23 protein-coding genes are annotated in these 25,801 nt (G+C 55.8%); 13 read left to right on the top strand and 10 right to left on the bottom strand.

Annotation, left to right across the window (positions count from 1 at the left end):
- Positions 1 to 41: 41 nt before the first annotated feature.
- The 5 genes from K7B04_RS18130 to cybB form a co-directional block, all read right to left on the bottom strand.
- Positions 42 to 1,736: a methyl-accepting chemotaxis protein gene (locus K7B04_RS18130; RefSeq protein ID WP_163446464.1), complete on the bottom strand. Its 1,695-nt coding sequence runs from the start codon at positions 1,734 to 1,736 to the stop codon at positions 42 to 44.
- A gap of 138 nt (positions 1,737 to 1,874) precedes the next feature.
- Entirely contained in the window at positions 1,875 to 2,993 is a 1,119-nt protein-coding gene (locus K7B04_RS18135) for an S-(hydroxymethyl)glutathione dehydrogenase/class III alcohol dehydrogenase (protein WP_163446465.1), read from the bottom strand.
- Positions 2,994 to 3,016: 23 nt separating this feature from the next.
- On the bottom strand, positions 3,017 to 3,292 hold the full coding sequence (locus tag K7B04_RS18140; RefSeq protein ID WP_163446466.1) for a metal/formaldehyde-sensitive transcriptional repressor: 276 nt from the start codon (positions 3,290 to 3,292) through the stop codon (positions 3,017 to 3,019).
- 130 nt (positions 3,293 to 3,422) lie between these two features.
- Positions 3,423 to 4,061 carry a leucine efflux protein LeuE gene (gene leuE, locus K7B04_RS18145; protein ID WP_065357142.1) on the bottom strand — a complete coding sequence of 213 codons (639 nt, stop codon included), beginning with the start codon at positions 4,059 to 4,061 and terminating at the stop codon, positions 3,423 to 3,425.
- A gap of 74 nt (positions 4,062 to 4,135) precedes the next feature.
- Positions 4,136 to 4,663, bottom strand: coding sequence for a cytochrome b561 (gene cybB, locus K7B04_RS18150; protein WP_163446469.1), 528 nt, complete (start codon positions 4,661 to 4,663; stop codon positions 4,136 to 4,138).
- 224 nt (positions 4,664 to 4,887) lie between these two features.
- Between cybB and gap the strand changes: the two genes are divergently transcribed.
- The 4 genes from gap to K7B04_RS18170 all read left to right on the top strand — a co-directional run bounded on the left by gap (position 4,888) and on the right by K7B04_RS18170 (position 8,545).
- Positions 4,888 to 5,889, top strand: coding sequence for a type I glyceraldehyde-3-phosphate dehydrogenase (gap, locus tag K7B04_RS18155; RefSeq protein WP_223802691.1), 1,002 nt, complete (start codon positions 4,888 to 4,890; stop codon positions 5,887 to 5,889).
- A 118-nt stretch (positions 5,890 to 6,007) separates the two neighbouring features.
- Positions 6,008 to 6,784, top strand: coding sequence for an isocitrate lyase/phosphoenolpyruvate mutase family protein (locus K7B04_RS18160; RefSeq protein ID WP_223802692.1), 777 nt, complete (start codon positions 6,008 to 6,010; stop codon positions 6,782 to 6,784).
- Positions 6,768 to 7,832, top strand: coding sequence for a methylated-DNA--[protein]-cysteine S-methyltransferase (locus tag K7B04_RS18165; protein WP_163446472.1), 1,065 nt, complete (start codon positions 6,768 to 6,770; stop codon positions 7,830 to 7,832). Before K7B04_RS18160 ends, K7B04_RS18165 begins: the two co-directional genes overlap by 17 nt.
- A 224-nt stretch (positions 7,833 to 8,056) precedes the next feature.
- A complete protein-coding gene (locus tag K7B04_RS18170) occupies positions 8,057 to 8,545 on the top strand; it encodes a hypothetical protein (protein ID WP_163446519.1) in 489 nt (162 codons plus the stop codon).
- A gap of 48 nt (positions 8,546 to 8,593) precedes the next feature.
- Here the strand turns inward: K7B04_RS18170 and K7B04_RS18175 are convergent, their stop codons facing one another.
- Positions 8,594 to 9,388, bottom strand: coding sequence for a YdcF family protein (locus K7B04_RS18175; protein ID WP_223802693.1), 795 nt, complete (start codon positions 9,386 to 9,388; stop codon positions 8,594 to 8,596).
- Between the two features lie 360 nt (positions 9,389 to 9,748).
- Here K7B04_RS18175 and K7B04_RS18180 point away from each other — a divergent pair, with 360 nt between their 5' ends.
- The 8 genes from K7B04_RS18180 to K7B04_RS18220 all read left to right on the top strand — a co-directional run bounded on the left by K7B04_RS18180 (position 9,749) and on the right by K7B04_RS18220 (position 18,251).
- The gene (locus K7B04_RS18180; RefSeq protein WP_223802694.1) at positions 9,749 to 11,071 is read left to right on the top strand and encodes an MFS transporter; all 1,323 of its coding nucleotides are present in this window, start codon (positions 9,749 to 9,751) and stop codon (positions 11,069 to 11,071) included.
- A gap of 147 nt (positions 11,072 to 11,218) precedes the next feature.
- Positions 11,219 to 11,650, top strand: a complete 432-nt coding sequence (locus K7B04_RS18185) for a MarR family transcriptional regulator (RefSeq protein ID WP_163446475.1) — start codon at positions 11,219 to 11,221, stop codon at positions 11,648 to 11,650.
- Positions 11,650 to 13,302, top strand: coding sequence for an MFS transporter (locus K7B04_RS18190; protein WP_163446476.1), 1,653 nt, complete (start codon positions 11,650 to 11,652; stop codon positions 13,300 to 13,302). The genes K7B04_RS18185 and K7B04_RS18190 overlap by 1 nt, the downstream gene beginning before the upstream one ends.
- 24 nt (positions 13,303 to 13,326) lie before the next feature.
- Positions 13,327 to 14,412, top strand: coding sequence for an HlyD family secretion protein (locus K7B04_RS18195; protein ID WP_223802695.1), 1,086 nt, complete (start codon positions 13,327 to 13,329; stop codon positions 14,410 to 14,412).
- Positions 14,409 to 15,785 (top strand): efflux transporter outer membrane subunit, encoded by a 1,377-nt coding sequence (locus tag K7B04_RS18200; protein ID WP_223802696.1) that lies wholly within the window; start codon positions 14,409 to 14,411, stop codon positions 15,783 to 15,785. The genes K7B04_RS18195 and K7B04_RS18200 overlap by 4 nt, the downstream gene beginning before the upstream one ends.
- Before the next feature lie 21 nt (positions 15,786 to 15,806).
- Complete coding sequence (locus K7B04_RS18205; protein WP_163446479.1) at positions 15,807 to 16,466, top strand: O-methyltransferase; 660 nt, start codon at positions 15,807 to 15,809, stop codon at positions 16,464 to 16,466.
- Between the two features lie 104 nt (positions 16,467 to 16,570).
- The gene (pbp4b, locus tag K7B04_RS18210; RefSeq protein ID WP_163446520.1) at positions 16,571 to 17,872 is read left to right on the top strand and encodes a penicillin binding protein PBP4B; all 1,302 of its coding nucleotides are present in this window, start codon (positions 16,571 to 16,573) and stop codon (positions 17,870 to 17,872) included.
- A gap of 271 nt (positions 17,873 to 18,143) precedes the next feature.
- Entirely contained in the window at positions 18,144 to 18,251 is a 108-nt protein-coding gene (locus tag K7B04_RS18220) for a type I toxin-antitoxin system toxin Ldr family protein (RefSeq protein ID WP_163446480.1), read from the top strand.
- Between the two features lie 90 nt (positions 18,252 to 18,341).
- Here K7B04_RS18220 and hrpA read toward each other — a convergent pair whose 3' ends face one another.
- Positions 18,342 to 22,244 (bottom strand): ATP-dependent RNA helicase HrpA, encoded by a 3,903-nt coding sequence (gene hrpA, locus K7B04_RS18225; protein WP_163446481.1) that lies wholly within the window; start codon positions 22,242 to 22,244, stop codon positions 18,342 to 18,344.
- Between the two features lie 200 nt (positions 22,245 to 22,444).
- Here hrpA and azoR point away from each other — a divergent pair, with 200 nt between their 5' ends.
- Positions 22,445 to 23,047: an FMN-dependent NADH-azoreductase gene (gene azoR, locus K7B04_RS18230; RefSeq protein ID WP_064545170.1), complete on the top strand. Its 603-nt coding sequence runs from the start codon at positions 22,445 to 22,447 to the stop codon at positions 23,045 to 23,047.
- A 71-nt stretch (positions 23,048 to 23,118) separates the two neighbouring features.
- Here the strand turns inward: azoR and K7B04_RS18235 are convergent, their stop codons facing one another.
- The 3 genes from K7B04_RS18235 to mhpT form a co-directional block, all read right to left on the bottom strand.
- The gene (locus tag K7B04_RS18235) at positions 23,119 to 23,526 is read right to left on the bottom strand and encodes a GFA family protein (protein WP_163446482.1); all 408 of its coding nucleotides are present in this window, start codon (positions 23,524 to 23,526) and stop codon (positions 23,119 to 23,121) included.
- Between the two features lie 11 nt (positions 23,527 to 23,537).
- A complete protein-coding gene (locus tag K7B04_RS18240) occupies positions 23,538 to 24,404 on the bottom strand; it encodes an aldo/keto reductase family oxidoreductase (RefSeq protein WP_223802697.1) in 867 nt (288 codons plus the stop codon).
- A gap of 95 nt (positions 24,405 to 24,499) precedes the next feature.
- Entirely contained in the window at positions 24,500 to 25,717 is a 1,218-nt protein-coding gene (gene mhpT / locus K7B04_RS18245; RefSeq protein ID WP_163446484.1) for a 3-(3-hydroxy-phenyl)propionate transporter MhpT, read from the bottom strand.
- Positions 25,718 to 25,801: the final 84 nt, after the last annotated feature.

Consider the following 25,801-nt stretch of genomic DNA (forward strand, 5'->3'; position numbering starts at 1 on the left):
TTCCCCGTAGCCACCCTTGGCTACGGGGTTTTTTCTGTTTATCAGAACGTTTCCCAGTTATCCGCACCCGCTGTGGCCACCGCCGGACGTGTCGGCGTAAACGCCGGTTTGGCGCTGGACTTTTCATGCCCATGATTTTCACTACGCTGGATACGGAACGCCCCGACGGCTTCGGTAAGGCGTGCCGCTTGCTCTTCCAGCGAAGCCGCCGCGGCTGAGGCTTCCTCTACCAACGAGGCGTTTTGCTGAGTGACATTATCCATCTCAGTCACCGCCTGGCTCACCTGCTGAATACCGCGGTTTTGCTCATCGGAGGCCGCCGCAATCTCCAGCATAATATCGGTCACGCGTTTTACCGCATCCACAATATCGGTCATCGTCGAGCCAGCCCGCACGACTTCGTCTGAGCCGCGTTCAATTAAGGTGACAGACTCGCTAATTAGCCCTTCAATCTCTTTTGCCGCCTGAGCACTGCGGCTTGCCAGCGTGCGCACTTCACTGGCCACCACCGCAAACCCGCGGCCCTGCTCGCCCGCGCGCGCCGCTTCGACCGCGGCATTCAGGGCGAGAATATTGGTCTGGAAGGCAATACTGTTGATGACCGACGTAATTTCCGAAATTTTCTTCGAGCTGGTTGAGATACTGCCCATGGTCGCCACCACGCCGGACACCAACTGACCGCCGCGCGACGCTTTACCCGAAGCGTCTTCCGCCAGCTTGCTGGCATGATGCGCATTATCGGCGTTTTGTTTCACCGTTGCGGTCAGCTGTTCCATACTGGCCGCCGTCTGTTCAATGGCCGCGGCCTGCTGTTCAGTACGGGAAGAGAGATCGGTGTTACCGACTGAAATTTCGCTGGTGCCACGGTAGATCTCTTCGGCCCCCTGACGCACCGTGCCCACCGTCTGCACCAGCGCATGCTGCATCTTTTGCAGGTTACCATTGAGCTGGCCGATTTCGCTGCGCCCTACCGGTTCATCCGCCATGGTCAGGTCGCCGCTGGCAATCTGCGCGATACGTACGCCGGCACGCTGCAATGGCAAAATAACCACGCGGCGTAATGTGGTAAAGGTCAGTAGCGTCATGACGAGAGCCAGTACGAAAGCCCCAATCATAAAGATGACGCCGAGGCGGGTACGATCGTGAGCCATCTCAGCTAATTGATTGGCGCGGGCGGTACGGATATCGATAACTTTCAATCGTACCTCGTTGTAGGCGTCATCCAGCGCACGGGCTTGCTCACTTTCGTAGTTGATGATCGCTTCAAACATGCCGTTCTGGGCATATTTCAGCATCGGTTTCATCCCTTCCAGGTAGGCGGTATAGCGTTGATTCATTTCACCATCCAACGCCTGGTCTGCCGGTGTTTTCACGTTTCTGTCGGTGTAAACCTTAAATCCAGCCTGCGAACGTTGAATCCAGTGGGCTGCCGCCGCGAGGTTTTTTTTCATGCTGTCCATTTCCGCAATACGGCTGTCCGCCCCAGCATGAATCATCATCAGACGTGCTTCGCGCAGATAGTTAGCGCTGTCGGATATCCCCACCCGTACCTGTAACTCATGGGTGACATCACGTTGGTCAATATCGGCTTTCCACATAAAGTAGCCAGCCAGCCCCGAGCTTAGGGCAAAAAGCAGCAGGATGCCGCCAAAAACGGAACCAAAAAACGGTACCAGGCGGATGTGGTGTAAGAAACCGATCTTTTGCGCACGGACCGGCGCAGCCTTTTTATCCATGAGTTGACTCTCTTGTACTTGAGGTAAGTACCAGAGTCATCGGCCATTGCCGCTAATTTCTTATCGGGAAAGATGTAAAACGTAAGGCGGGTCACACTTCATATTCCCGGCGGGACAACTCCCACCGGGAGGTGGGCGTTATTTATCGCCGAAATGAATCACGGTGCGGATAGATTTGCCTTCATGCATCAAATCGAAAGCTTCGTTAATCTGCTCCAGCGGCAGACGATGGGTGATGAAGGGATCAAGCTGAATTTTGCCCGCCATCGCGTCCTCTACCATGCCCGGAAGCTGAGTACGGCCCTTCACGCCGCCAAACGCCGAACCGCGCCATACACGGCCGGTCACCAGTTGGAACGGGCGAGTTTTGATTTCCTGACCCGCACCGGCGACGCCGATGATGATGCTTTCACCCCAGCCTTTATGACAGCATTCGAGCGCGGAACGCATCACGTTGACGTTGCCGATACATTCAAAGCTGAAGTCCACGCCGCCGTCGGTCATTTCGACGATCACATCCTGAATAGGCTTATCGTAGTCTTTCGGGTTGATAAAGTCGGTCGCACCCATTTCTGCCGCCAGCGTAAATTTCTCAGGGTTTGTATCAACCGCCAGAATACGCCCCGCCTTCGCTTGTACCGCGCCCTGGATCACCGCCAGACCGATGCCACCAAGACCAAAGACCGCCACGGTATCACCTTCTTTCACCTTCGCCGTGTTGTGCACCGCGCCAATACCGGTGGTCACGCCGCAGCCCAGCAGGCAAACTTTGTCCAACGGCGCCTGCGGGTTCACTTTCGCCAGTGAAATTTCAGCCACCACGGTGTATTCGCTGAAGGTGCTGGTGCCCATGTAGTGGTAAATCGGCTCGCCGTTATAAGAGAAACGCGTGGTACCGTCCGGCATCAGGCCCTTGCCCTGGGTGGCACGAACGGCCTGGCACAGGTTGGTTTTACCGGATTTACAGAACTTACACTCACCGCATTCGGCGGTATATAGCGGAATAACATGGTCGCCCGGCTTCAGGCTGGTGACGCCTTCACCGACTTCAACCACCACGCCGCCACCTTCATGGCCCAGCACCGCCGGGAAAACGCCTTCCGGGTCATCGCCAGACAGCGTGAACGCATCGGTATGGCAAACGCCGGTGTGGGTGATTTTGACCAGCACTTCGCCTTTCTTTGGCGGCGCGACGTCAATTTCAACAATTTTCAGCGGCTGACCTGGGCCAAACGCAACTGCAGCACGTGATTTCATAGCTGTCTCTTCCGTTGTGATGATTATTTTAAATAGGATCGTAGCAGATGACCCACTTCCGTCATGCGTACTGCACGCTGATCCGGCGTGGTGTCTCCGCTTACCAGTTCGTCTTTGAGATGCATCTCGACCATTTCGCCCATCAGGCCGTTGGCAGCCCCGCGAATAGAAGCAATCTGTTGCAGGATAGTCAGGCAGGAATCGCCGGACTCCAGCGCGCGCTCCAGCGCCTCAACCTGCCCTTTAATGCGGCGAACCCGGGTTAATGCGCGTTTTTTGTCTTCAGGTGAATGCGGCATAGGCCCTCCGGTGATATAGGGGGGTATACTATCATTTGTTTTAAGAAATTGTAAAATGATTGCGCAGGATTTGCGAAAAGCGGGAGGGAATTGCCGGACGGCGGTTACCGCCTTCTCCGGCATTGATAACTCAGGACTGCAAGGTCGCCAGACGCGCGGCAAAACCGACAAACACCAGGCCGATCAGGCTGTTGCCAATCTTTGCCAGCTTCTTACGGGTTTTGACATAGCGGGTAACCAGCGAACCGGAAACAATCAGGAAGCTCAGGTAGGTAAAGCTAACCAACTCCAGCGTCAGCGCGAGGATAAAGAACGCCAGACCCGGTGTTTTAGCGTGCACATCAATAAACTGCACAAAAAACGAAACATAGAACAGAATCGCTTTCGGGTTTGTCAGGCTTAAGGTCAACGCGCGTTTGAAGATAGCGTGCCCCGGCTCAGGCTCGTCATCCTGCCCCGCCGTTTTGCGCTTGAGCGTGCTGTAAAGCATCTTGCCGCCGAGATAAAGCAGATAAATAGCGCCCAGATAACGCACGATGTTAAACAACACTGGCGTCGTTTTTATCAGCGTGGCGACGCCAGCAAAGGAGAGGAACATCAGCACGGCATCGCCGATAAACACTGCCAGCGCGGCCATGTATCCTTTACGGATACCGTGTGCGACGCCGGTTTTCAGGACGAAAAAGGTATTTGGCCCCGGAACCAGAATAATAAAAATGGCCCCGAGTAAATACGTCCAGTAATTCAGCACGCCAAAATCTGCGAACACCCCGTTCTCCCTACGCATACGTAACAAAATTGATGGCGTATGGTAACGCGAAGCCCAGGGAGTTTAAAGCCTTCTTAACGCTTACGCGGCATCATGCGCAGCAGCGTGTTGTCCTTCCAGAGATAGTGATGCGCCAGTGCGGCCAGCGCGTGCAGACCAATCAGCCAGTAGCCCAGATTAGCCAGGAAAACATGGTACTGCTTGAGCGTATCCACCAGGTCGAAATTGGCTTCGGCGGCGTGCGGCATGGTGAGACCAAACGCCAGCCACGGGTTACCACGGTTGTACATCATCACCAGGCCGATCAGCGGCAAAGCGATAAACAGCAGATAGATAGCCAGATGCCCAAGGTGCGCCAGACCGGTCATCATCGGCTTGGGTTTCGGCACAATCGGCGGCGCCGGGCGCTTCAGGCGGATCAGCAGACGCGCCACCATCAGCACCAGAATGCTGATACCGCAGGAAACATGCACCATATTGATCATCGGGCGGTCGCTGCGCGGAAACAGTCCGCGCAGTTCCATCGCCGCGTAGGCCACCACCACCAGCAGAAAAACCAGCCAGTGGATCGCAATTTGTAAGCGGGAATATTTATCGTTCATCGCCGGGACACTCTGAAAAGTAATATAAAAAGCAAAATAGCCGCGTTTTCTTAAAAATTCATTAACTTTTTCATATCGATACAAATTAACCGCGCAAAATGACATTGCCCTTCTCCGATGACTGAGCTAAGCCTGGACAGGTGAAACATATAATCCACACTTATCTATCAGCGGTTTCAAGTACACGTATTGGGCTGACACCCCATCATTGACAGGAGAACACCATGAGTAAAATTGGCATTAACGGGTTTGGGCGCATCGGCCGTCTGGTGCTACGCCGCTTACTGGAAGTATCCAGCAGTCATGAAGTGGTCGCGATTAACGACCTCACGTCGCCAAAAGTGCTGGCTTATCTCCTGAAGCACGACTCCAACTATGGCCCCTTCCCGTGGAGCGTTGATTTCACCGACAATGCGTTGATTGTCAACGGTAAAACCATTACCGTTTATGCTGAAAAGGAAGCAAAGAATATCCCATGGACCGCACAGGGCGCCGAACTCATCGTGGAGTGTACCGGCTTCTACACCTCGACGGAAAAATCCCAGGCCCACCTGGACGCCGGGGCAAAAAAAGTGCTGATCTCCGCGCCGGCCGGTGAGATGAAAACGCTGGTGTTTAACGTCAACGACGATACGTTGAATGCCAGTGACAAGATCATCTCCGTTGCTTCTTGCACCACCAACTGCCTGGCGCCGATGGCTAAAGCGCTCAACGACGCTTTCGGGATTGAAGTGGGGACGATGACCACCATCCACGCCTATACCGGCACCCAGTCGCTGGTCGATGGTCCGCGCGGTAAAGATCTGCGCGCATCACGCGCGGCCGCTGAAAACATCATTCCGCATACGACCGGCGCGGCGAAAGCGATTGGCCTGGTGATTCCAGCGCTGAGCGGTAAGCTGAAAGGTCACGCCCAGCGCGTACCGACAAAAACCGGCTCGGTGACCGAACTGGTCTCCATTCTCGGTAAAAAAGTCACTGCCGATGAAGTCAACCAGGTGATGAAAAAAGCCGCCGAAAACAACGAATCCTTTGGCTACACCGAGGAAGAGATTGTCTCATCCGATATCATTGGCACCCATTTCGGTTCGGTGTTTGATGCCACTCAGACAGAAGTCACCGAAGCCGGTGGGCTGCAACTGGTGAAAACCGTCTCCTGGTACGATAACGAGTACGGTTTTGTCACCCAACTAATTCGCGTGCTGGAAAAATTCGCCAAAATGTAATGCCTTCGGCGGGCATCTGCGCCCGCCGTTTCTTTCAAAAAATGCTTGTCCAATTTTCGGTTGTGAGCCACGTTGCCGTCGCGGCACACTCGGCAGACACACACAACCGGTAAAAATCATGGATTTCACAGCATTGTATTATCAAGAAAAACCGTTAGTTATCGCCAACGTCTGGGATGCACCAAGCGCCATTGCCGCACAGCAGGCGGGATTCCAGGCCCTTGGCACGTCCAGTGCCGCCATTGCGAATATGCTGGGCTACGCCGACGGCGAAGGAATGGCGTTTGATGAGCTGCTCTATATCGTCCGCCGCATTCGCGCGGTCACCTCATTACCGTTGAGCGTCGATATGGAAGCAGGCTACGCCGATAATCCGGAGGATATTGTCGCTCATTTATGCCAGCTCGCGGCGCTCGGCGTGGTCGGTGTGAATCTGGAAGATAGTCGGATCATCAAAGGCGTTCGCACCCTGGACAACCCAGAGGTTTTCAGCCAACGCCTCAGCGCCGTACGCTCTGGATTATCAGCCAAGGGTTGCCCACTGTTTATCAACGCGCGTACCGATGCCTTTCTATTGAATCTTCCCGATGCATTAAACGTGACACTGTCACGCATAAGCTGTTATGAAACTGGCGGCGCTGACGGCCTGTTTGTCCCTTGTGTCAGCGATGTACAAGATATCGCTGCGTTGGTACAACATACCTCGTTGCCGCTCAACGTCATGTGCGTGCCAGGACTTGCCGACTTCGCTACGCTGGGAAAAATGGGCGTGCGTCGTATTTCGATGGGCAATGCCGTACATTGTGCAATACAAGGTACGCTAAACACTTTACTGTTAACTCTCCACCAGCAGCAGTCATTTGCCGGAGTTTTTTGCGATGAAAATCACCGATAGCGCGCAGTGCGATACCTGGTACGAAGCCCTCCTGGCCCGCGCGTCGGAATATACCGGGGTATTTTTCGTTGGCGTGAAGACCACCGGCGTGTTTTGCATCTCCGTGTGTCGGGCACGCAAGCCAAAGCGTGAAAATGTCGAGTTTTACAGCAATTTCAAATCGGCTCTGGACGCCGGTTATCGTCCCTGCAAAGTCTGCCGTCCTACGGAAAACGCCTGCAGCGCCCCACCCTTTATTGAACAGGCGCTAGCACTGGTTCGGCTCACGCCAAAAGCCCGCGTTAGCGACAGTCAACTACGGGAACATAACCTTAGCCCCGAGCGCATTCGACGTTGGTTCTTGCAGCATCACGGCATCACTTTTCAGGCGTTTCAACGCATGCAGCGGGTGAATGTTGCTCTGCAAGAGTTAAAAGGAGGACGCAGCACGACCGATGTCGCATTCGATAACGGCTATGAGTCGTTAAGTGGCTTTGGCTATACCTGCAAGAAACTGACCGGGCGCTCACCCGCCGGGCAGCCGCAGACCGTGCTGATTCACCGTTTTACCACCCCGCTCGGCCCAATGTTTGTCTGCGCGACCGAACGCGGCGTCTGCCTGCTGGAATTTGTCGATCGCCGCATGCTGGAGAGCGAATTCAGCGATCTGCAACGGCTGTTACGCGCACGCATCATGGCTGGACAAAATGCCCATACTCAACGGGCCGAGCGCGAAATTGGCGAGTATTTTGCCGGTCAGCGCCAGCAGTTCTCGCTGTCGCTGGATAGCCCCGGCAGCGACTTCCAGCGCAGCGTATGGGCTGCACTACGCCAGTTGCCGTGCGGAGAAACAACCCACTATCAGGCCCTGGCGGAAAGCCTGCACAAACCCACAGCCGCCCGTGCGGTAGCGGCTGCCAACGGCGCGAACCGTATCGCTATCGTCATTCCCTGCCATCGGGTCATCGGCAAAGATGGTTCAATGACTGGCTACGGTGGCGGCATCGCGCGCAAAGCCTGGTTACTTGAACACGAGAAAAAGATCACCCGTAGGCAAAGCGTAAGCTGAAGTCGGGTGTCGTATAGCCGCCCAATTCCGGCAAAGTCCCAGAATGCAGCCGGATAAGGCGGCGCCAGGAGCACGCGGAACGGCTATCATGAATCGACGTTCCGCGACGGTTGAGTCTTTGTTTATCGTGTAAAACGTATGATGGAGAGCATTATTTTCTTTTTTAAGCTTTCCAGAGTTTTATCATGCGTAAAATGCCCAACGCGCTGGTATTTATAGCGACAGTGGTTCCAGCAGCGTCGAGCTATTCCAGTGAGCTAAACCTGTACTCCGTGAACACAGGCTCGTTTGTCTACCATATGACCGGTAATCACGGCCAATATAATGAGAAATTCAACAACGATTTCTTTTCCGTTGAACGGAAATTCTCTGCGGAATCGAAATACAGCCTGCTCATTGGGACAATGAAAAACAGCTTTGCCGATCGTTGCCTGACGCTAGGCGTGCGTCGTGACTGGCTGCAGGGCAGTAATCATAACAAAGGGTGGACGTTCAAAGGCATATACGCCTACACCGGCGAGTTCTTTTTCGATGCATTCAGCCACTGCGGGGATGAAGGTGCTTACCATACGGCCAGGAAGATTACCGGCGTGGGGTTCTCGCCGTACATTTATCATGGGCTGCAATATAACTTTACCGACTACTTTGGCCTTGAGAGCGGGATTATTCTGCCATCGATCTTCGTGGTGAGCATGCAGTGGAGTTTCCGTTAAGCGCTTTGTCGTCCCGGCGTCACTATTCGCTTGGCCGGGAAACGATGTTCAAGCCAGGGTACGGCTGGCAAGCGCGTCTTGTAATTGTGGATCGGTGCTGAGCTGCTGCCAGGCCTCCTCGACCGCCTCTGGAATGTCTACATGGGCAATAAAATCTTTGCCCCGCGGCCCATACCCTTGCGCATTATCACGCAAACGCGGCAATTCTCCGAGGATCAGCGACAGGTAGCGCGTTACCGACCATAACCCTTCAACGGGCTGCTTCCAGGCAATGCCGTCCGGCGAATTCACTAATTCCGGTGTAAAGCCCGGATAGCTTAACCAGCGCGGTGCATCGCCAACATCCTGCCAGACGCGAGCGAAAGTCGCCATGGTACGGCGCTGCATCGTGGGGTCCTGAATCACCGTGGCGTAAGGGGCGGTGATGCCCTGTTGTTCCATCATGCGACGCGTAAACCAACTATTCTCCCCACAGTTGGTTGAGCGGTCCTCAATCACAATCCGCTCACGCGGAATCTGCCAGAAACGGTAGGCAATTTCCGCCAGCAGCACGGCCTCCGGCTGCCCCTGGGTTTCAATACTGCAATAGCGAGGATGTTGGGCAATCGCCTCATAAAGAAACGACGTTGAATGACCAACACCACCGCTAATCAACAACACGCCGCCATATTGACTGACCAGCCGACAGCCGGCATCAATGGTTGGCATTACCGCATTCCCCGCCATCACCACCAGTTGGCTCTCATGCGCGTCCGGTGACGAAGTAAAGTCATTTTGTGCCAGCCAACTACCGAGAAGATTGGCGGCAGCCAGCGTGTTTTCCGACAGATGTAACAGACTCATCGTGAACTCGGCTCCTTTCTTTAACCGTGAATTGCGGGATAAAAACGCCCTCAGCCCAACCATTTTGTAACAAAGATGAAATAACCAGAAACGTCTAAAAACAATGCGGTTGCACCTGAATAATACACTATAAAAATGCAGTTATTTGGAACTTAAAACCGTAAAACAGCGGTTATTAAGTCACAAAAAATGAAAATGACTCTCATTTTAACTCACAAATTTCAACACCGCGCTTGCCAAAGATAACGCCCATATCTAATTTGCTTAACAAACACACAACCTTTTTCACAATCCAGGTTGCACCCCTTTGTAAAAAAGGTGGCACCAGATTTTAACCCAATGTGGCGGGAGTTATTCTTCATGACAATACAAGAAAGCAGCACCACGATCCTGAAAAAGAATAAAAGGGTTTTGATTGCTAGCCTGACGGGCAGTTCCATTGAATGGTTTGATTATTTTCTGTACGGCACAGCTGCTGCATTGGTGTTCAACAAGATATTTTTCCCGATGGTTGATCCGGTCATCGGCTTGATTCTCTCCTACCTTTCCTTCTCGCTGACCTTCTTCATTCGTCCGATTGGCGGCGTCATTTTTGCCCACATTGGCGACCGTATCGGACGTAAAAAAACGCTGGTCTTGACCCTGTCGCTGATGGGAAGTGCAACCGTGATGATCGGTTTGCTGCCGACCTATGACCAGATCGGTATCTGGGCGCCCATTCTGTTGATTCTGATGCGTATCATCCAGGGTATGGGCATCGGCGGCGAATGGGGCGGCGCGCTGCTGCTGGCCTACGAATACGCCCCGGAAAAACGTAAAGGCTTTTTCGGCAGTATTCCGCAGGCGGGCGTGACCATCGGCATGCTGATGGCGACGTTTATCGTCTCGCTGATGACCATGTTTAGTGAAGAGCAGTTCCTCTCCTGGGGCTGGCGTATCCCGTTCCTGATGAGCGCCGTACTGGTCTTGATTGGCCTGTGGATCCGTAAAGATATCGACGAAACCCCGGAATTCAAAAAGGTGAAAGAGTCTGGCAAAGTGGCAAAAGCGCCGCTGCGCGATACCCTGACCCATCACTGGCGTGAAGTGATTATCGCGGCCGGGCTGAAGGTGGTGGAAACCGCGCCGTTCTACATTTTCTCGACCTTTGTGGTCAGCTACGCCACCACCACCCTGACCTATCAAAAATCACAGGTGCTGGAAGCCGTTACGCTCGGGGCGCTGGTGTCGACGGTGATGATCCCGCTAATGGGCCTGCTGTCTGACAAAATTGGCCGTCAACGCATGTATGCCATCAGCGTCGTACTGCTGGGCCTGTTTATCGTTCCGTGGTTTATGCTGCTTAACACCGGTACCACCTGGGGCATTATTCTGGCAACGGTGATCACTTTTGGGATCCTGTGGTCGCCCATTACCTCCGTGCTGGGGACGCTGTGTTCGGAAATTTTCAGCGCCAACGTCCGCTACACCGGTATCACGCTCGGCTATCAGATTGGCGCCGCGCTGGCTGGCGGCACCGCCCCGCTGATCGCCACCGGCCTGCTGGCAAAATACAACGGTGACTGGGTGCCGGTTGCGTGGTATCTGGCCGCCACAGTGGCTATCTCGCTGACCGCCATTTTCTTCGCCAGCCGCAGTAAGCGTCATACGTCCTCGGTTAACGCGCAGGCCAGCCAGATCTAAACCTGAAGCCCGGCCAGAGCCACCGCGCCTGGCCGGGTTATCCACGAATAGTCACTACCCAATCACAATTATTTTTCACATTCTCTTGAATTATGGTTCACAGCGAACTTAGAATCATTAGAGCTCTAATGATTCTGAATAAACGCCATGGACAACCGCCAGCTGAATTTCTCCCATCTTCTCTACCTGACCGCCCACCACTGGCGGCTTGCCGTTGACCGCCGTCTGAAAGGGTTAGGCATGAGCCAGGCGACCTGGGTTGCCGTTGCCAGCATTGCGCGTAACGAACGCCCGCTGTCACAAACTGAACTGGCGCAGGAACTGGGCGTAGAAGGCGCTACCGTGGTGCCATTGATCAATCGGTTGGTCAGTCTCGGGCTGGTCGAACGCGTTATCACCGAGCGCGATAAACGTAAACGTCTGCTGGTCGCGACGGAGAAAGGTATCGCGCTGTATCATCAGGTGAAAGACGTCGCCGACACCTTGCGCGAAGAGATAATGACCGTCATCACGCCTCAGGAGCAGGAACAGACCTACGAGGTGCTGATGAAGTTGCTACGTGAAGTGGAGAAAAAATAATGGCTCCGCCACGTCGCGACCCTTACGCCCCTCACGATTGGGAACCGCACGAAAAACCGGCCATCCTCGGCTCGCCATCAACGCCCATCCACAGCACGCCAAAGCGCATCGCCTACGGTATTGTTGGGCTACTGGTATGCCTGACTGGTGCGCTTGGCAACGCGGTGGTCACCGCCAACCTGCAGAATTTACAAGGCTCCTTCGCCGCCTGGTCAACGGAGATTGCCTGGCTGCCCGCGGTATACGTGATGACCAACGTCTCAATCAACCTGCTGCTGGTGAAGTTCCGCCAACAGTATGGCCTGCGCGCCTTTACCGAAGGTTTCCTCGTTCTGTACGTGCTGGTGACTTTCTTTCACCTGTTCGTCAACGATCTCAGCTCCGCGTTGATGGTTCGCGCAGCCCACGGCATGGTGGCCGCCGCGCTCAGTTCTCTCGGTATCTACTATCAGGTTCAGGCCTGGCCGGCGAAACACCGCCTGAAGGCGCTAACCATTGGAATTACCGGGTCGTCGCTGGCCATTCCTCTCGCCCGCCTGTTTTCCACCGAACTGCTGCAAATTGACGAATGGCGCGGGCTTTATTTCTTCGAACTGGGGCTGGCGTTAATTTCGCTGGCCTGCGTGATTGCACTGAAGTTGCCGCCAAGCGATCGCAAGAAAGTCTTCGAGAAAAAAGACTTTATCACCTTCATGTTGCTGGCGCCGGGCATGGCGCTAATCTGTGCCGTACTTTCGCTGGGCCGCCTCGACTGGTGGTTCGAAGCGCCGTGGATTGGCTGGTCACTCGCCGCCGCGATCGTCTTGATTGTCGCCGCCGTCACGTTTGAACATAACCGTCGCAACCCGCTGCTCAATACCCGTTGGCTTTCCAGCGGCAGTATTCTGCGTTTGGGGTTGATTATGGTGTTAATCCGTATTGTTCTGGCGGAACAAAACACCGGCGTGATCGGCTGGCTGCAGTATGTCGGCCTGCAAAATGAGCAGATGACCGATCTGGCCTGGGCGATTTTCGCCGGCATCGTATGCGGTATTATCGCCAGCTGTCTGACGCTAAACCCGCGCCGTCTGTACTGGCCCACCGCCACGGCGCTGACCCTTATCATGATTGCCTCACTGCTCGACAGCCAATCCAACAGCCTGACGCGCCCGGACCAACTGATGTTCAGCCAGTTTCTGCTCGGCTTCGGCAGCGCCTTTTTCCTCGCTCCGGCAATGCTGGCGGGCATCGGCGGCGTAGTGGCCGACCAGCGCAATCTGGTGAGCTTCTCGGTGCTGTTTGGCATGAGTCAGAACGTCGGCGGCCTGCTGGGTTCCGCCATTCTCGGCACTTTTCAGACCTGGCGTGAAAAATTCCACTCCAGCCAGCTTGCCGACCAGATAACCACCCTCAACCCACTGATTAATGAACGTTTGCAGCAGTATGCACAGCAGTACCAAAGCCAGATCGGCGATAGCGCGCTACTCAACGTTCAGGCCAGCAGCGTCCTGCAAACCCTCTCGACGCTGGAGGCCAATATCCTCGCCTACAATGACACCTATATGCTGACGGCCGCGATTTCCGCCGCGACGCTGCTGTGGGTGTTCTGGCGATTATGCAGACTGAAAATCACTGCTCATATTGCGCTGAAACGCGCGACGGGCAGCAAGTAACAACAAGAGAGATCCGGAGTCGTCATGAGTCAGCAGGACGCGGCCCAGCAACAGGCCAACACCCGAAACAACATCCGCGTGGTGTCTATTTTTACCGCCGCCGCTATCGGCCTGGTCGGCGTACTGGTTGTGCTGTACGCCTGGCAGCTGCCGCCCTTCACCCGCCATAGCCAGTTTACCGATAACGCCTATGTACGCGGCCTGACCACCTTTATCAGCCCGCAGGTCAGCGGTTATGTCACCGGCGTTAACGTGCAGGATTTTAATCAGGTGAAAAAAGGTCAGGTGCTGTTTCAGATTGACGATCGCATCTATAAACAGCGCGTACATCAGGCGCAGGCTCAGTTGGCCATGAAAGAGGCGGCGTTAAAAAACAATCTTCAGCAGCGGAAAAGCGCCGAAGCGGTGATCGTCCGCAACGAAGCGGCGCTACAAAACGCGCGCGCGCAAAATCTTAAATCGCAGGCAGATTTAAAACGCGTGCAGGAACTCACCGCCGATGGCTCGCTGTCCGTTCGCGAGCGCGATTCCGCTCGCGCCAGCGCCGCGCAGGGTGCTGCCGATATTGAACAGGCGAAAGCCACGCTGGAGATGTCGCGTCAGGATCTGCAGTCCACCATCGTTAACCGCGACTCGCTGGAAGCGGACGTTGCCAGCGCCAAAGCGGCGCTGGAACTGGCGGAAATTGACCTGCAAAACACGCGCATTATCGCCCCCACCGATGGGCAGCTCGGGCAGATTGCCGTGCGTTTAGGCGCATACGTCACCGCGGGCACGCACCTGACGCCGCTGGTTCCCCCGCAGCACTGGGTCATTGCTAATCTGAAAGAAACGCAGTTGGCAAACATCCGCGTCGGCCAGCCAGCGACGTTTAGCGTTGACGCCCTGAACAGCGAGAAATTCCGCGGTACCGTACAAAGTATCTCGCCCGCCACTGGCGTCGAGTTCAGCGCCATTTCGCCGGACAACGCCACCGGTAATTTCGTCAAAATCGCTCAACGTATTCCGGTACGTATCGCTGTTGACGACGGGCAAAAAAACCTTGAACGCCTGCGCCCAGGGATGTCGGTACAGGTGACCATTGATACGCGCGCGGAGGCGGAAAAATGATCCGTCCTCAGGCCCTTGCTTTAGCGCTCGCCCTGGTGGGCTGCCAGTCTGCGGATGTCCAGCAGGCTCAGCCTACGCTGGCAATCCCTGCCGCCTGGCGCGCCGATATCGGCCCGACCAGCGCGCTGGAAGGCGTCTGGTGGCGTAACTTCCACGACAGTGCGCTGAATCAGTACGTCGACCAGGCACTGCGCCATAACAGCGACGTGCTGATCGCCCGCGAGCGGGTCAACGAATATCAGGCCCGCGCTTACGCCGCCGACAGCAGCCTGTTTCCCTCACTGGATGCCAGCCTGAGCGGAAGCCGCGCTCGCGCACAGTCTGCCGCCACAGGCCTGCCGATTCACAGCACCGTCTATAAAGGTGGGCTGACGGCAAGTTACGATGTCGATCTGTGGGGCGCCAACCGCAGCGCCGCTGATGCCGCACAGGCCAGTCTGGAGGAGCAAAAAGCCGCGGCCGCCGCCGCTGACCTGACGGTAGCGACCGCCGTCGCCTCCGGCTATGTCACTCTGCTTTCACTGGACCAGCAGCTGCGCGTCACCGAACAGACGCTGAAATCGCGCGAAGATGCCTGGCATCTGGCAAAACGGCAGTTTGAGACCGGTTATACTTCGCGGCTCGAACTTATGCAGGCGGACTCCGAGCTGCGGGCCACGCGCGCTCAGGTTCCGTTATTACGTCATCAGATTGCGCAGCAGGAGAACGCGCTGAGCGTATTGCTGGGCAATAATCCCGGCGCTGTCGCTCGCCATGAGTTTGCGCAGCTCACGCCGCTAACCTTGCCTTCTCAGCTACCGTCGACGCTTCTGGAGCGTCGACCGGATATCGTTCAGGCACAGCGTCAGCTGCTGGCGGCTGATGCCACACTGGCCTCGTCGAAAGCGCAGCTGCTGCCGTCCATCAACCTGACCGCCACCGGTACCCTCCAGGATCGCACCCTACCCGACCTACTCGATAACCCGCTGCGCTTATGGAGCCTTGGCGGCAGTATTCTGGCGCCGCTGTTGAACCGTCAGGCATTGAATGCACAGGTTGACGTGTCGATGGCTCAACGCAATCAGGCGCTGTACGGCTATGAGAAAACGGTGCGTAACGCCTTTAAAGAGGTGAATGATAGTCTTGACGCTATCACTCGCTACGGCGAGCAGTTGGCAGAGCTACAGGGGCAAGAAAGCGTGGCCCAGGAAACCCTGCGCATTGCGCAGAACCGCTATCGCAACGGTTACTCTTCGTATCTTGATGTGCTGGATGCCCAGCGCACGCTGTTTTCAACGCAATTAAGCGCGGTGCAGGTAAAGAACAACCTGCTGCTGGCGCAAATCGATCTTTACCGGTCGCTTGGAGGCGGCTGGTCTTCAGTGTCAGGCTGACAGAACCTTAAAGGTGTCACAATGCAAAAGCAGTGGTCTGAGGTTGATAAGTATCTGATCGAAAATTTAGTCCCCACCGATGCCGTATTGGCGCAAGTGCTGGAAAACAATCATCGTGCGGGTCTCCCCGCGCATGATGTCGCCGCTAATCAGGGGCAGCTGCTGGCGCTGTTTGTCCGTATGGTGGGGGCGAAATCCATTCTTGAGATTGGCACGCTTGGGGCTTACAGCACCATCTGGATGGCTCGCGAGCTGCCGCCTGGCGGGCGTTTAATCACTCTGGAGGCCGATCCGCTGCATGCGCGGGTGGCGCGGGAAAATATCGCGCTGGCGGGTCTGGAGGATCGCATTACGCTGCGTGAAGGCCCGGCGCTGGATACATTAGCGACGCTGGAGGACGCCGCGCCGTTCGACCTGATTTTCATTGATGCCGATAAACCGAATAACCCCTACTACCTGCAATGGGCGCTGAAATACTCACGGCCCGGTACGCTGATTATCGGTGATAACGTAGTACGCGACGGCGAAGTCACCCATCCAGACAGCGATGATGAGCGCGTACAGGGCGTCCGCCGGTTTATTGAGATGATGCGTAACGACCCGCGCCTGACGGCGACGGCACTACAAACCGTCGGCATCAAAGGCTGGGATGGTTTTACGCTGGCATGGGTGAACGCGTAACGCGGTGACAGACAATGCGATCCCTCCTGCATTCCTCCTGATTCGCACTGGTATTTGCGCGTCGCGAGTTGCACCATCGGGCAAACGATGATGAGGGACGCATGATGACACGACGTTTTTTACTGGTTTCACTGCTGGCCTTTTCCGCCAGCAGCTTTGCCGCCGATTACCCCGTTTTAACCCAAGCTGCGCCGGAGTCGGTGGGCTTTGATCGCGCCCGGCTTGATAAGCTGGATAGCTGGATTCAGGATCAAATTAATCAGGGTTACCCCAGCCTCAATCTGCTGATCGTTAAAGACAACCATATTGTTTATCAAAAAGCATTTGGCGATGCGAAGAAGTATGACGGTTCCACGTTAATGTCCTTACCGCTTCGAGCCACCACCGCCACGCTGTACGATCTCGCCTCGAATACCAAAATGTATGCCACCAATTTTGCGCTGCAGAAACTGGTCTATGAAGGCAAAATCCGCATCGATGACCGCGTTGCCACCTACCTGCCCGGCTTTGCCGACCGGCCAGAGGATAAGATTAAAGGTAAGGACACGCTGCGCATCAGCGATATTCTGCACCACACCGCAGGATTTCCCGCCGACCCGCAATACCCTAATCCACAGGTTGCCGGAAAACTCTACTCCCAGGATAAAGTCACTACGCTGGAGATGATTAAGCGCACGCCGTTGCAGTATGCGCCGGGCACAAAGCATGTCTATAGCGACGTTGATTATATGATCCTCGGTTTTATCATCGAATCAGTAACGGGTATGCCGCTGGACAGCTACGTTGAGAAGACTCTCTACCGTCCATTAGGGTTAACCCATACGGTGTTCAATCCGTTGCAAAAAGGCTTCAGCCGTAGCCAGATAGCGGCCACAGAACTCAACGGCAACACCCGTGACGGCGTTATCCATTTTCCGCATATCCGCACTCAGACAATCTGGGGGGAAGTGCATGATGAGAAGGCCTGGTATGCGATGGGCGGCGTCTCCGGCCACGCAGGATTATTTTCGAATACCCATGATATGGCAGTGTTGATGCAGGTGATGCTCAACGGCGGCGGTTACGGAAAGGTGAAGCTATTTGACGCAAAAACGGTAGGCGATTTCACCCGCAGTTCAAAAGCGGATGCTACCTTCGGCCTTGGCTGGCGGGTAAACGGCAATTCGTCGATGACCACCACTTTCGGCAGCTTAAGCAACCAACAGGTTTACGGCCATACCGGCTGGACCGGGACGCTGACGGCGATCGACCCGGTTAATCATATGGCGATAGTAATCCTCGGCAATCGCCCACACTCGCCGGTGGCTAACCCGAAAGCGAACCCCAATCAGTTCGTCAGCGGGCAACTGCCCATCGCCACCTATGGCTGGATTGTCGATCAGATCTATGGGGCATTGAAACAGTAAAGCGGCTTTGCAAAGGCATTCGAGATGCTACGCAGATTGACGAACGGCAGGATGATTTGCGTCGCGCATCGACGTAGAATTCGCCGCAAGCCGGAATTATCCGGTGAGGCGCAGTGTTGCGGGGGCTTGATCCCCGGTGGCGTTGTTGCTGGAAAGAGAAAACCCCCGCACATTGTTCGGTGTAAACCGGCAACATCACGGGGGCTAATCTTGTCTCTCAACAATTCAAGGATAGCCGCGAACCGTTGCCATTGCAACCACAGGCGGCTGTATGACGCTAATGCAGTTTAGCGTTATTTTCTGGCACGATCTTGCCGCTCCTGTCATCGCTGGCGTTCTCGTTAGTGTGATTGTGAGCAGGTGGCGTAACCGGAAGTAACGCATTCTGATGGGCGTTATGATCCGCCACAATGGCAACATGCGCCCGAACCAGGCCGCAGGGGTAAACCTTGCGGCCTTTTTCGTCAACTTACGCCGTAATCTGCTCCATCGCCTGCAAAATACGCTTATCCGAAATCGGATACGGCGTCCCTAACTGCTGCGCGAAGAAGCTGACGCGCAGCTCTTCAATCATCCAGCGGATCTCCTTCACATCGTCATCCTCACGCCGTGACGGCGGCAGCTTGTTCAGCCACTGTTGCCATGACTGTTGAACGCTCTCTACCTTCAGCATCTGCGCACGGTCGCGATGCGGGTCGACGGCCATTTTCTCCAGCCGTTTTTCAATTGCCTGCAGGTAACGCAGCGTATCGCCCAGGCGACGGAACCCGTTGCCGGTGACGAAACCGCGATAAACCAGACCGTTCATCTGCGCCTTAATATCCGACAGCCCCAGCGCCATGGTCATGTCCACGCGGCCTTTCAGTCGTTTGTTGACGTTAAATACCGCCGTGAGGATTTGCTCAACCTGTTTAGCAATCTCGACCACCGTCTCGTTAAGGTCGGCGCGCACTTTCTCATGCAGCGCGTTAAAGCCCGCTTCGGTCCACACCGGGCCGCCGGCCTCGTCGATCAGCTTATCGACACCGCAGGAGATGCAGTCATCAATCAGATCCAGCACTTTGCCGTAAGGGTTAAAATACAGCCCCAGCTTGGCTTTGTTCGGCAACTTCTCGTGCAGATACTTGATCGGCGACGGGATGTTCAGCAGCAGTAAACGGCGCAGACCACGCCACATCGCCTGCTGCTGCTCCAGCTCGTTATCAAACAGCTTGATGGCGACACTGTCGCGTTCGTCCACCAACGCAGGCCAGGCTTTCACCTTATAGTTGCCACGCTTTTGTTCGTAGCGGTCCGGCAGGTCGCCAAAACTCCAGATATGCAGTCCATTCTGCTCGATACCATCGTCAGCCACCGCCGAGAGGGTCTCCTGCACTTTGCCCTTCAGTCCGTCCTTCAGCTCCTGCAAAGAGCGGCCTTCCTGAAGTTTTTTGTTTTTATCGTCCACCACGCGGAACGTGATTTTCAGGTGATCGGGCACCTGATCCCACTGCCAGGCCTCGCGGTCGACGGTAACGCCGGTCATTCGGCGCAACTCACGCTCCAGCGAATCGAGCAGCGGTAACTCCAGCGGCGTGACGCGGCCTAAAAACGCTTCGGCATAGTTGGGTGCAGGCACGAAGTTGCGGCGCACCGGCTTCGGTAGCGATTTAATCAGGGCGATAATCAGCTCGCGGCGCAGCCCTGGGATTTGCCACTCAAACCCGGCCTCTTCCACCTGGTTTAACAGCGGCAGCGGAATGTGCACCGTCACGCCGTCGGCGTCTGCCCCGGGTTCAAACTGGTAGCTCAGACGCAGCTTGAGATTGCCCTGATGCCAGAAGTTCGGGTAGTCCAGCTTGCTGACCTGCTCCGCCCCTTCTTTGATCAGCATGCTCTTCTCAAAGTTGAGCAGATCCGGCGTTTCGCGGCTGGCCTGTTTCCACCACTTGTCAAAGTGGCGCGCGGAAATCACCTCATGACTGATACGCTGGTCGTAAAATTCAAACATCGTTTCATCATCGACCAGAATGTCGCGACGACGTGACTTATGTTCCAGCTCTTCAATTTCGCTACGCAGCTTCAGGTTATCGCGGAAGAAAGCGTGACGGGTTTGCCAGTCGCCTTCCACCAGCGCGTGACGAATAAACAGCTCGCGGCACAGCGCCGGGTCAATCTGGCTGTAGTTGACCTTACGCGCGGCAACGATCGGCAGGCCATAGACGGTGACCTTTTCAGTGGCCATCACCGCGCCCTGCGCCCGCTCCCAGTGCGGTTCACTATAGGAGCGCTTCATCAAATGCTGGGCGACTGGCTCAACCCATTCCGGGTCGATGCGCGCAGCGATACGCCCCCACAGACGACTGGTTTCCACCAGCTCGGCAACCATCGTCCATTTTGGCGGCTTCTTAAATAACCCTGAGCCAGGGAAGATGGAGAAACGCGCGTTACGCGCGCCGGTAAACTCCTGTTTATCCGCGTCTTTCATACCAATGTGCGACAACAGGCCGGTTAACAGCGCGACGTGAATTTCACGGTATGCCGCCGGCTCGCTATTGACCGGAATGCCCAGCTCTTTCACCACCTGCCGCAGCTGGGTGTAGATATCCTGCCACTCACGCACGCGCAGATAGTTGAGGAAATCGAGCTTACACTGGCGGCGGAACTGGTTAGACGACAGCGCTTTCTGCTGCTCGCCGAGGTAGTTCCACAGATTAACGAACGCCAGGAAATCAGACTCTTTATCGTGGAAGCGGCGATGTTTTTCATCGGAAGCCTGCTGTTTGTCCATCGGGCGCTCGCGCGGATCCTGAATGGATAGCGCCGAGGTGATGATCATCGCCTCACGCACGCAGCCGTGTTTCTGCGCTTCCAGCACCATCCGCGCCAGACGCGGATCGACCGGCAGCTGGCTTAACTGGCGGCCTAACGGCGTCAACTTATAAGCGGTTTGCTGCTCGTCGGTGGTGATCGCGCTCAGCTCTTCCAGCAGACGCACGCCGTCCTGAATATTGCGTTTATCCGGCGCTTCAACAAACGGGAACGCTGCGATATCGCCCAGGCCCAACGCGGTCATCTGCAAAATAACGGACGCCAGGTTGGTACGCAGAATTTCCGGGTCGGTAAACTCAGGGCGGGACAAGAAGTCGTCTTCTGAATAGAGACGAATACAGATCCCTTCAGAGACGCGCCCGCAGCGGCCTTTACGTTGGTTAGCGGAAGCCTGCGACACTGGCTCAATCGGCAGCCGTTGTACCTTCGTACGGTAGCTATAGCGACTGATACGCGCAGTACCGGGGTCTATCACGTATTTGATACCCGGTACGGTCAGCGAGGTTTCCGCCACGTTGGTAGCCAGCACGATACGTCGCCCGCTATGCGGCTGGAATACGCGGTTCTGTTCGCTGTTCGACAACCGCGCGTACAGCGGCAAAATTTCGGTATGCCGCAGATCGCGTTTGCTCAGCGCATCGGCGGTATCGCGGATTTCACGCTCACCGCTCATAAAGATCAGAATATCACCCGGGCTCTCCTGCCCCAGTTCATCCACGGCGTCAAAAATCGCCTGTAGCTGATCACGTTCAGTATCGTCCGCCTCTTCCACGATCGGGCGATAACGCACTTCGACCGGATAAGTGCGGCCAGAAACTTCAATAATTGGCGCGTTGTTAAAGTGCCGGGAGAAGCGTTCCGGGTCGATGGTTGCCGAGGTGATGATCACTTTCAGGTCAGGGCGACGCGGCAGCAGTTCTTTCAGATAACCGAGCAGGAAATCGATGTTCAGACTGCGTTCGTGCGCTTCATCGATGATGATGGTGTCGTACTGCATCAGCAGGCGGTCCTGCTGAATTTCAGCCAGCAGAATACCGTCGGTCATCAGTTTGACCATCGTGTTATCGCTGACGTGATCGCTGAATCGCACCTTATAACCAATGCAGCCACCGGGTTCGGTTTTCAGCTCTTCAGCAATACGGTTGGCGACGGTTCGCGCCGCCAGACGACGCGGCTGAGTATGGCCAATCAGGCCTTTAATGCCGCGCCCAAGCTCCATACAGATTTTCGGTAGCTGAGTGGTTTTACCCGAACCTGTCTCACCGGCAACAATCACCACCTGGTTATCGCGGACCGCGTTGAGGATGTCCTGTTTTTTCTGGCTGACAGGCAGATTTTCCGGGTAGTCAATGACCGGGCGTGACGCTTCACGCAGCACAACCTTACCGGCAGCCTGTTCAATTTCCTGCGCCATCTCCTGGTAAATGGCCTGTTGAGCATCAGGATTTTTAACTTTCTTAACGCCGTGCAGTCGACGGGCAAACCGCTGTTTATCCCGCAAGGTTAGCGCATCAAGGCGCTGACTAAGCATAGCGAAAGTTATTTTTTGTTGTTCTGTCATAGTCTTATTGGGCAGTACAGTGCCTGGAAAATCGCTTATCAAGTATCGCTCTATCATACCACATTCGGGCATTCTGAGCTTTGTTCAAAAAAACTGAATATAGAATTCGATATATTGCGCTATCCCTGTGGCAGGATTGTGAATAGAGTGTCACTAAGCAACAGGGCAAAGCCCGTCAATCAAATATAAGGAATCACGTAATGAGCAAAGTATTAGTTCTGAAATCCAGCATCCTGGCAGGCTACTCTCAATCTGGTCAGCTGTCCGACTATTTTGTTGAACAGTGGCGTGAAAAGCACTCTGCAGATGAAATCACCGTACGTGACCTGGCCGCCAACCCGATTCCGGTACTGGATGGTGAACTGGTCGGCGCGCTGCGTCCGAGCGATTCCCCGCTGACTCCGCGCCAGCAGGAAGCGCTGAATCTTTCTGACGAACTGATTGCCGAGCTGAAAGCCCACGATGTGATTGTTATCGCCGCGCCGATGTACAACTTTAACATCCCGACTCAGCTGAAAAACTATTTCGACCTGATTGCCCGCGCTGGCGTCACCTTCCGCTACACCGAAAAAGGCCCGGAAGGCCTGGTGACCGGTAAACGCGCGATCATTCTGACCAGCCGCGGCGGCATCCATAAAGATACCCCGACCGACCTGATCACCCCGTACCTGAACGTGTTCCTGGGCTTCATCGGCATCACCGACGTGAACGTCGTCTTCGCTGAAGGCATCGCTTACGGCCCGGAAATGGCGACCAAAGCGACTGCTGAAGCCAAAGCAGCGATCGACAGCCTCGTGGCGTAATCGCCGTCTGACAGTCAAAAGCCCTGCACAAGCGCAGGGCTTTTTTTTGCCTTCCCGGCAGCGTGCTACGGTTACTTTTTCTCGTAACGCAGGTAGCCTGCAATACCGCCGCCGCCATCTTTCGGGTGGTGAACGCCGTCATGAACCTCCACACAGGCGAAATCAAACGGTGATACACCCTCAATACAGGCCACATTTACGCCATACTGCTGCGGATTCGAACGCCGCTGATGGAAGGTATAAATGCCGCACACCGAGCAGAAAAAGTGCGCCGCCTCACCAGTATTAAAACGATACTCGGTGAGTTTATCCTTCCCTCGTAGGATCTCGATTCCCGCCAGCGGCGCAGAAACGGCAACCGCCCCACGCATCCGGCAGTACGAGCAGTTACAGCGACGCACAGTGTTGAAGCCATCGCTCAATTCAACGGTAAACGCCACCGCGCCACAGTGACACTGGGCGGAAAGTTTGTTAGTCATCGCGCCTCCCGTCAGCCTTTCGCGGCAATACCGTCAAGGGTCGCCAGCGTCTCAGCGGACAAGGTCAACTCCGCAGCCGCCATATTTTCCCGCAAGTGCGCCACCGACGAAGTGCCGGGGATCAGCAGAATATTCGGCGAACGGTGCAACAACCAGGCCAGTGCAACCTGCATAGGCGTCGCGCCAAGCGAATGGGCAACCTCATTCAACGTGGAGGATTGCAGCGGAGAAAACCCGCCCAAAGGGAAGAACGGCACATAGGCAATACCGTCACGCGCCAGCGCATCAATCAGCGCGTCATCGCCGCGATGGGCAATGTTGTATTCGTTCTGGACGCAGACAATCGGCGCAATCTTGCGCGCTTCCGCCACCTGCGTCGGCGTCACGTTGCTCAGCCCGATATGCTTCACCAGCCCCTGCTGCTGGAGCCCAGCCAGCACGCTGACGCTGGCTTCAATCGAGCCTTCGCCCGGCCCATGACCATCGCCAATCATCACGCGCATATTGACCACATCCAACACGTCCAGCCCGAGATTACGCAGGTTGTCATGGACCGCCTGCTTGAGCTCTTCGGGGGAAAATGCCGGTAGCCAGGAGGCGTCATCGCCGCGGCGGGCACCGATTTTGGTGACAATCGTCAGGTCGTCAGCATAGGGATGCAGCGCTTCGCGAATGATCTGGTTAGTGACGTGTGGGCCGTAGAAATCGCTGGTATCGATGTGATTGACGCCCAGTTCGAGGGCTTCGCGCAGCACGGAAATGGCCGCATGACGGTCTTTCGGTGGGCCAAAAACGCCGGGACCGGCAAGCTGCATCGCCCCGTAGCCAAGGCGATTAACAAATTGAGAACCAAGGGAAAACGTACCGTACTGAGTCATAACGTCCTGCCTGTAGCATCATGAAAGTGACAGACAGTATAGAAACGCTTTCCCGTTAGTAACTGTGCTTTTTATGCCATAACGACAAAAAAAGCTTATTGTCCTGCCACACTACGCTGGTGACGATTCATCAGCCAGAACACCGCTACGCCCGCCAGCACAATTCCAGGCGCCGAAGCTGCCATCACGCCGACGGTCCCGGTGCCCAGCGCCAGCATTTTTCCCGCCAGCAGCGGGCCGCTCATCGCCCCCAAGCGCCCTACTGCCACCGCGGTGCCAACGCCGGTGGCGCGGATTTCGGTGCGGTAGAACAGCGGTGCCAGCGCATAAAGCACGCTCTGCCCGCCGGTGGCGAACATCCCGGCCACGAAGCCTGCGGCCAGCATCATGCCGAACGAGCTGGCCGCACCAAGAGAAATCAGCGATGCCAGCATGCCGCAGTAGATCAGCAGCGACATTTTGATGGGGCTGAGTTTATCCATCAACGCCCCCAGCATCAGCGTACCGAGCGCCGCGCCGATTTGCAGGGCGAACATGACTCCGGCCGCCTGAGAACGGCTAAAACCCTGATCGACCAGCAGCATCGGCAGCCAGTTGATCAGCATGTAAACCACCAGCAGCGTGAAGAAGTAGCACAACCACAACAGCAGCGTCGAAGAAGCGGTTCCGGAAGCGAAAATTGCCCGCAGCGGTGCGGGCGCCTCCTGCTGCTGGCTGCTGAACGCCTGTGACTCCGGCAGACGGAGCATCAGCAGCGGAACCAGTAACAGCGGCACCACGCCGCCGACCCAGAAGATCGTTTGCCACGCCTGCGTCAGGCCGCTAAAGCCCATCGCCGCCGCTAACGCCGCACCAATCGGCACGCCGCAGTACATCAGGCTCACCGCCGTGCCGCGAAAACGCGGGCCTGCGGCTTCCGAAGTAAGCGCGATAAGGTTAGGCAGCGCGGCGCCTAAACCGGCCCCGGTCATAAAGCGGGCAAAGACCAGCGAGTGAAAATCCCACGCCAGCGCGGTGACGATGGAAAACAGACCAAACAGCACAACGGACCCCAACAGCACCTTCTTGCGCCCATGCCTGTCGGCGAGCATGCCGCCGAACAATGCGCCCGGCAGGAGGCCGAGGATCCCGGCGCTGAAGATCCAGCCCATTTGCATTTTATCGAGTGAAAACGCCTGAGCGATGCCCACAGCGGCAATGCCCGCGGCCTGTAAATCCAGCCCTTCCATCAGGGCGACCAAAAAGCAAAGCCCGACGGTTTGCATCAGGCGAGCGGTGTTCGGCGGTGAGGAGACATGGGTAATATTCGACATAGTGCTACCTTCTGTAGAGTGCAGGTGTAAAGACGGCTGGTACATTGCCAGCCGCGTTTTTTTCTTTGCCATGCGTCCGGTCGA

The sequence above is a fragment of the Kluyvera sp. CRP genome, assembly GCF_019930565.1.
GTDB classification, from domain to species: domain Bacteria; phylum Pseudomonadota; class Gammaproteobacteria; order Enterobacterales; family Enterobacteriaceae; genus Kluyvera; species Kluyvera georgiana_A.

What these genes read in the sequence shown, in the direction of transcription:
- K7B04_RS18235 (WP_163446482.1), bottom strand. Translation starts at nt 23,526, where the DNA reads ATGACTAACAAACTTTCCGCCCAGTGTCACTGTGGCGCGGTGGCGTTT.
- K7B04_RS18190 (WP_163446476.1), top strand. Translation starts at nt 11,650, where the DNA reads ATGGCTCCGCCACGTCGCGACCCTTACGCCCCTCACGATTGGGAACCG.
- K7B04_RS18220 (WP_163446480.1), top strand. Translation starts at nt 18,144, where the DNA reads ATGACGCTAATGCAGTTTAGCGTTATTTTCTGGCACGATCTTGCCGCT.
- pbp4b (WP_163446520.1), top strand. Translation starts at nt 16,571, where the DNA reads ATGACACGACGTTTTTTACTGGTTTCACTGCTGGCCTTTTCCGCCAGC.
- K7B04_RS18160 (WP_223802692.1), top strand. Translation starts at nt 6,008, where the DNA reads ATGGATTTCACAGCATTGTATTATCAAGAAAAACCGTTAGTTATCGCC.
- K7B04_RS18240 (WP_223802697.1), bottom strand. Translation starts at nt 24,404, where the DNA reads ATGACTCAGTACGGTACGTTTTCCCTTGGTTCTCAATTTGTTAATCGC.
- K7B04_RS18175 (WP_223802693.1), bottom strand. Translation starts at nt 9,388, where the DNA reads ATGAGTCTGTTACATCTGTCGGAAAACACGCTGGCTGCCGCCAATCTT.
- hrpA (WP_163446481.1), bottom strand. Translation starts at nt 22,244, where the DNA reads ATGACAGAACAACAAAAAATAACTTTCGCTATGCTTAGTCAGCGCCTT.
- K7B04_RS18205 (WP_163446479.1), top strand. Translation starts at nt 15,807, where the DNA reads ATGCAAAAGCAGTGGTCTGAGGTTGATAAGTATCTGATCGAAAATTTA.
- mhpT (WP_163446484.1), bottom strand. Translation starts at nt 25,717, where the DNA reads ATGTCGAATATTACCCATGTCTCCTCACCGCCGAACACCGCTCGCCTG.
- K7B04_RS18165 (WP_163446472.1), top strand. Translation starts at nt 6,768, where the DNA reads ATGAAAATCACCGATAGCGCGCAGTGCGATACCTGGTACGAAGCCCTC.
- K7B04_RS18135 (WP_163446465.1), bottom strand. Translation starts at nt 2,993, where the DNA reads ATGAAATCACGTGCTGCAGTTGCGTTTGGCCCAGGTCAGCCGCTGAAA.
- K7B04_RS18140 (WP_163446466.1), bottom strand. Translation starts at nt 3,292, where the DNA reads ATGCCGCATTCACCTGAAGACAAAAAACGCGCATTAACCCGGGTTCGC.
- gap (WP_223802691.1), top strand. Translation starts at nt 4,888, where the DNA reads ATGAGTAAAATTGGCATTAACGGGTTTGGGCGCATCGGCCGTCTGGTG.
- K7B04_RS18130 (WP_163446464.1), bottom strand. Translation starts at nt 1,736, where the DNA reads ATGGATAAAAAGGCTGCGCCGGTCCGTGCGCAAAAGATCGGTTTCTTA.
- cybB (WP_163446469.1), bottom strand. Translation starts at nt 4,663, where the DNA reads ATGAACGATAAATATTCCCGCTTACAAATTGCGATCCACTGGCTGGTT.
- K7B04_RS18200 (WP_223802696.1), top strand. Translation starts at nt 14,409, where the DNA reads ATGATCCGTCCTCAGGCCCTTGCTTTAGCGCTCGCCCTGGTGGGCTGC.
- azoR (WP_064545170.1), top strand. Translation starts at nt 22,445, where the DNA reads ATGAGCAAAGTATTAGTTCTGAAATCCAGCATCCTGGCAGGCTACTCT.
- K7B04_RS18180 (WP_223802694.1), top strand. Translation starts at nt 9,749, where the DNA reads ATGACAATACAAGAAAGCAGCACCACGATCCTGAAAAAGAATAAAAGG.
- K7B04_RS18185 (WP_163446475.1), top strand. Translation starts at nt 11,219, where the DNA reads ATGGACAACCGCCAGCTGAATTTCTCCCATCTTCTCTACCTGACCGCC.
- K7B04_RS18195 (WP_223802695.1), top strand. Translation starts at nt 13,327, where the DNA reads ATGAGTCAGCAGGACGCGGCCCAGCAACAGGCCAACACCCGAAACAAC.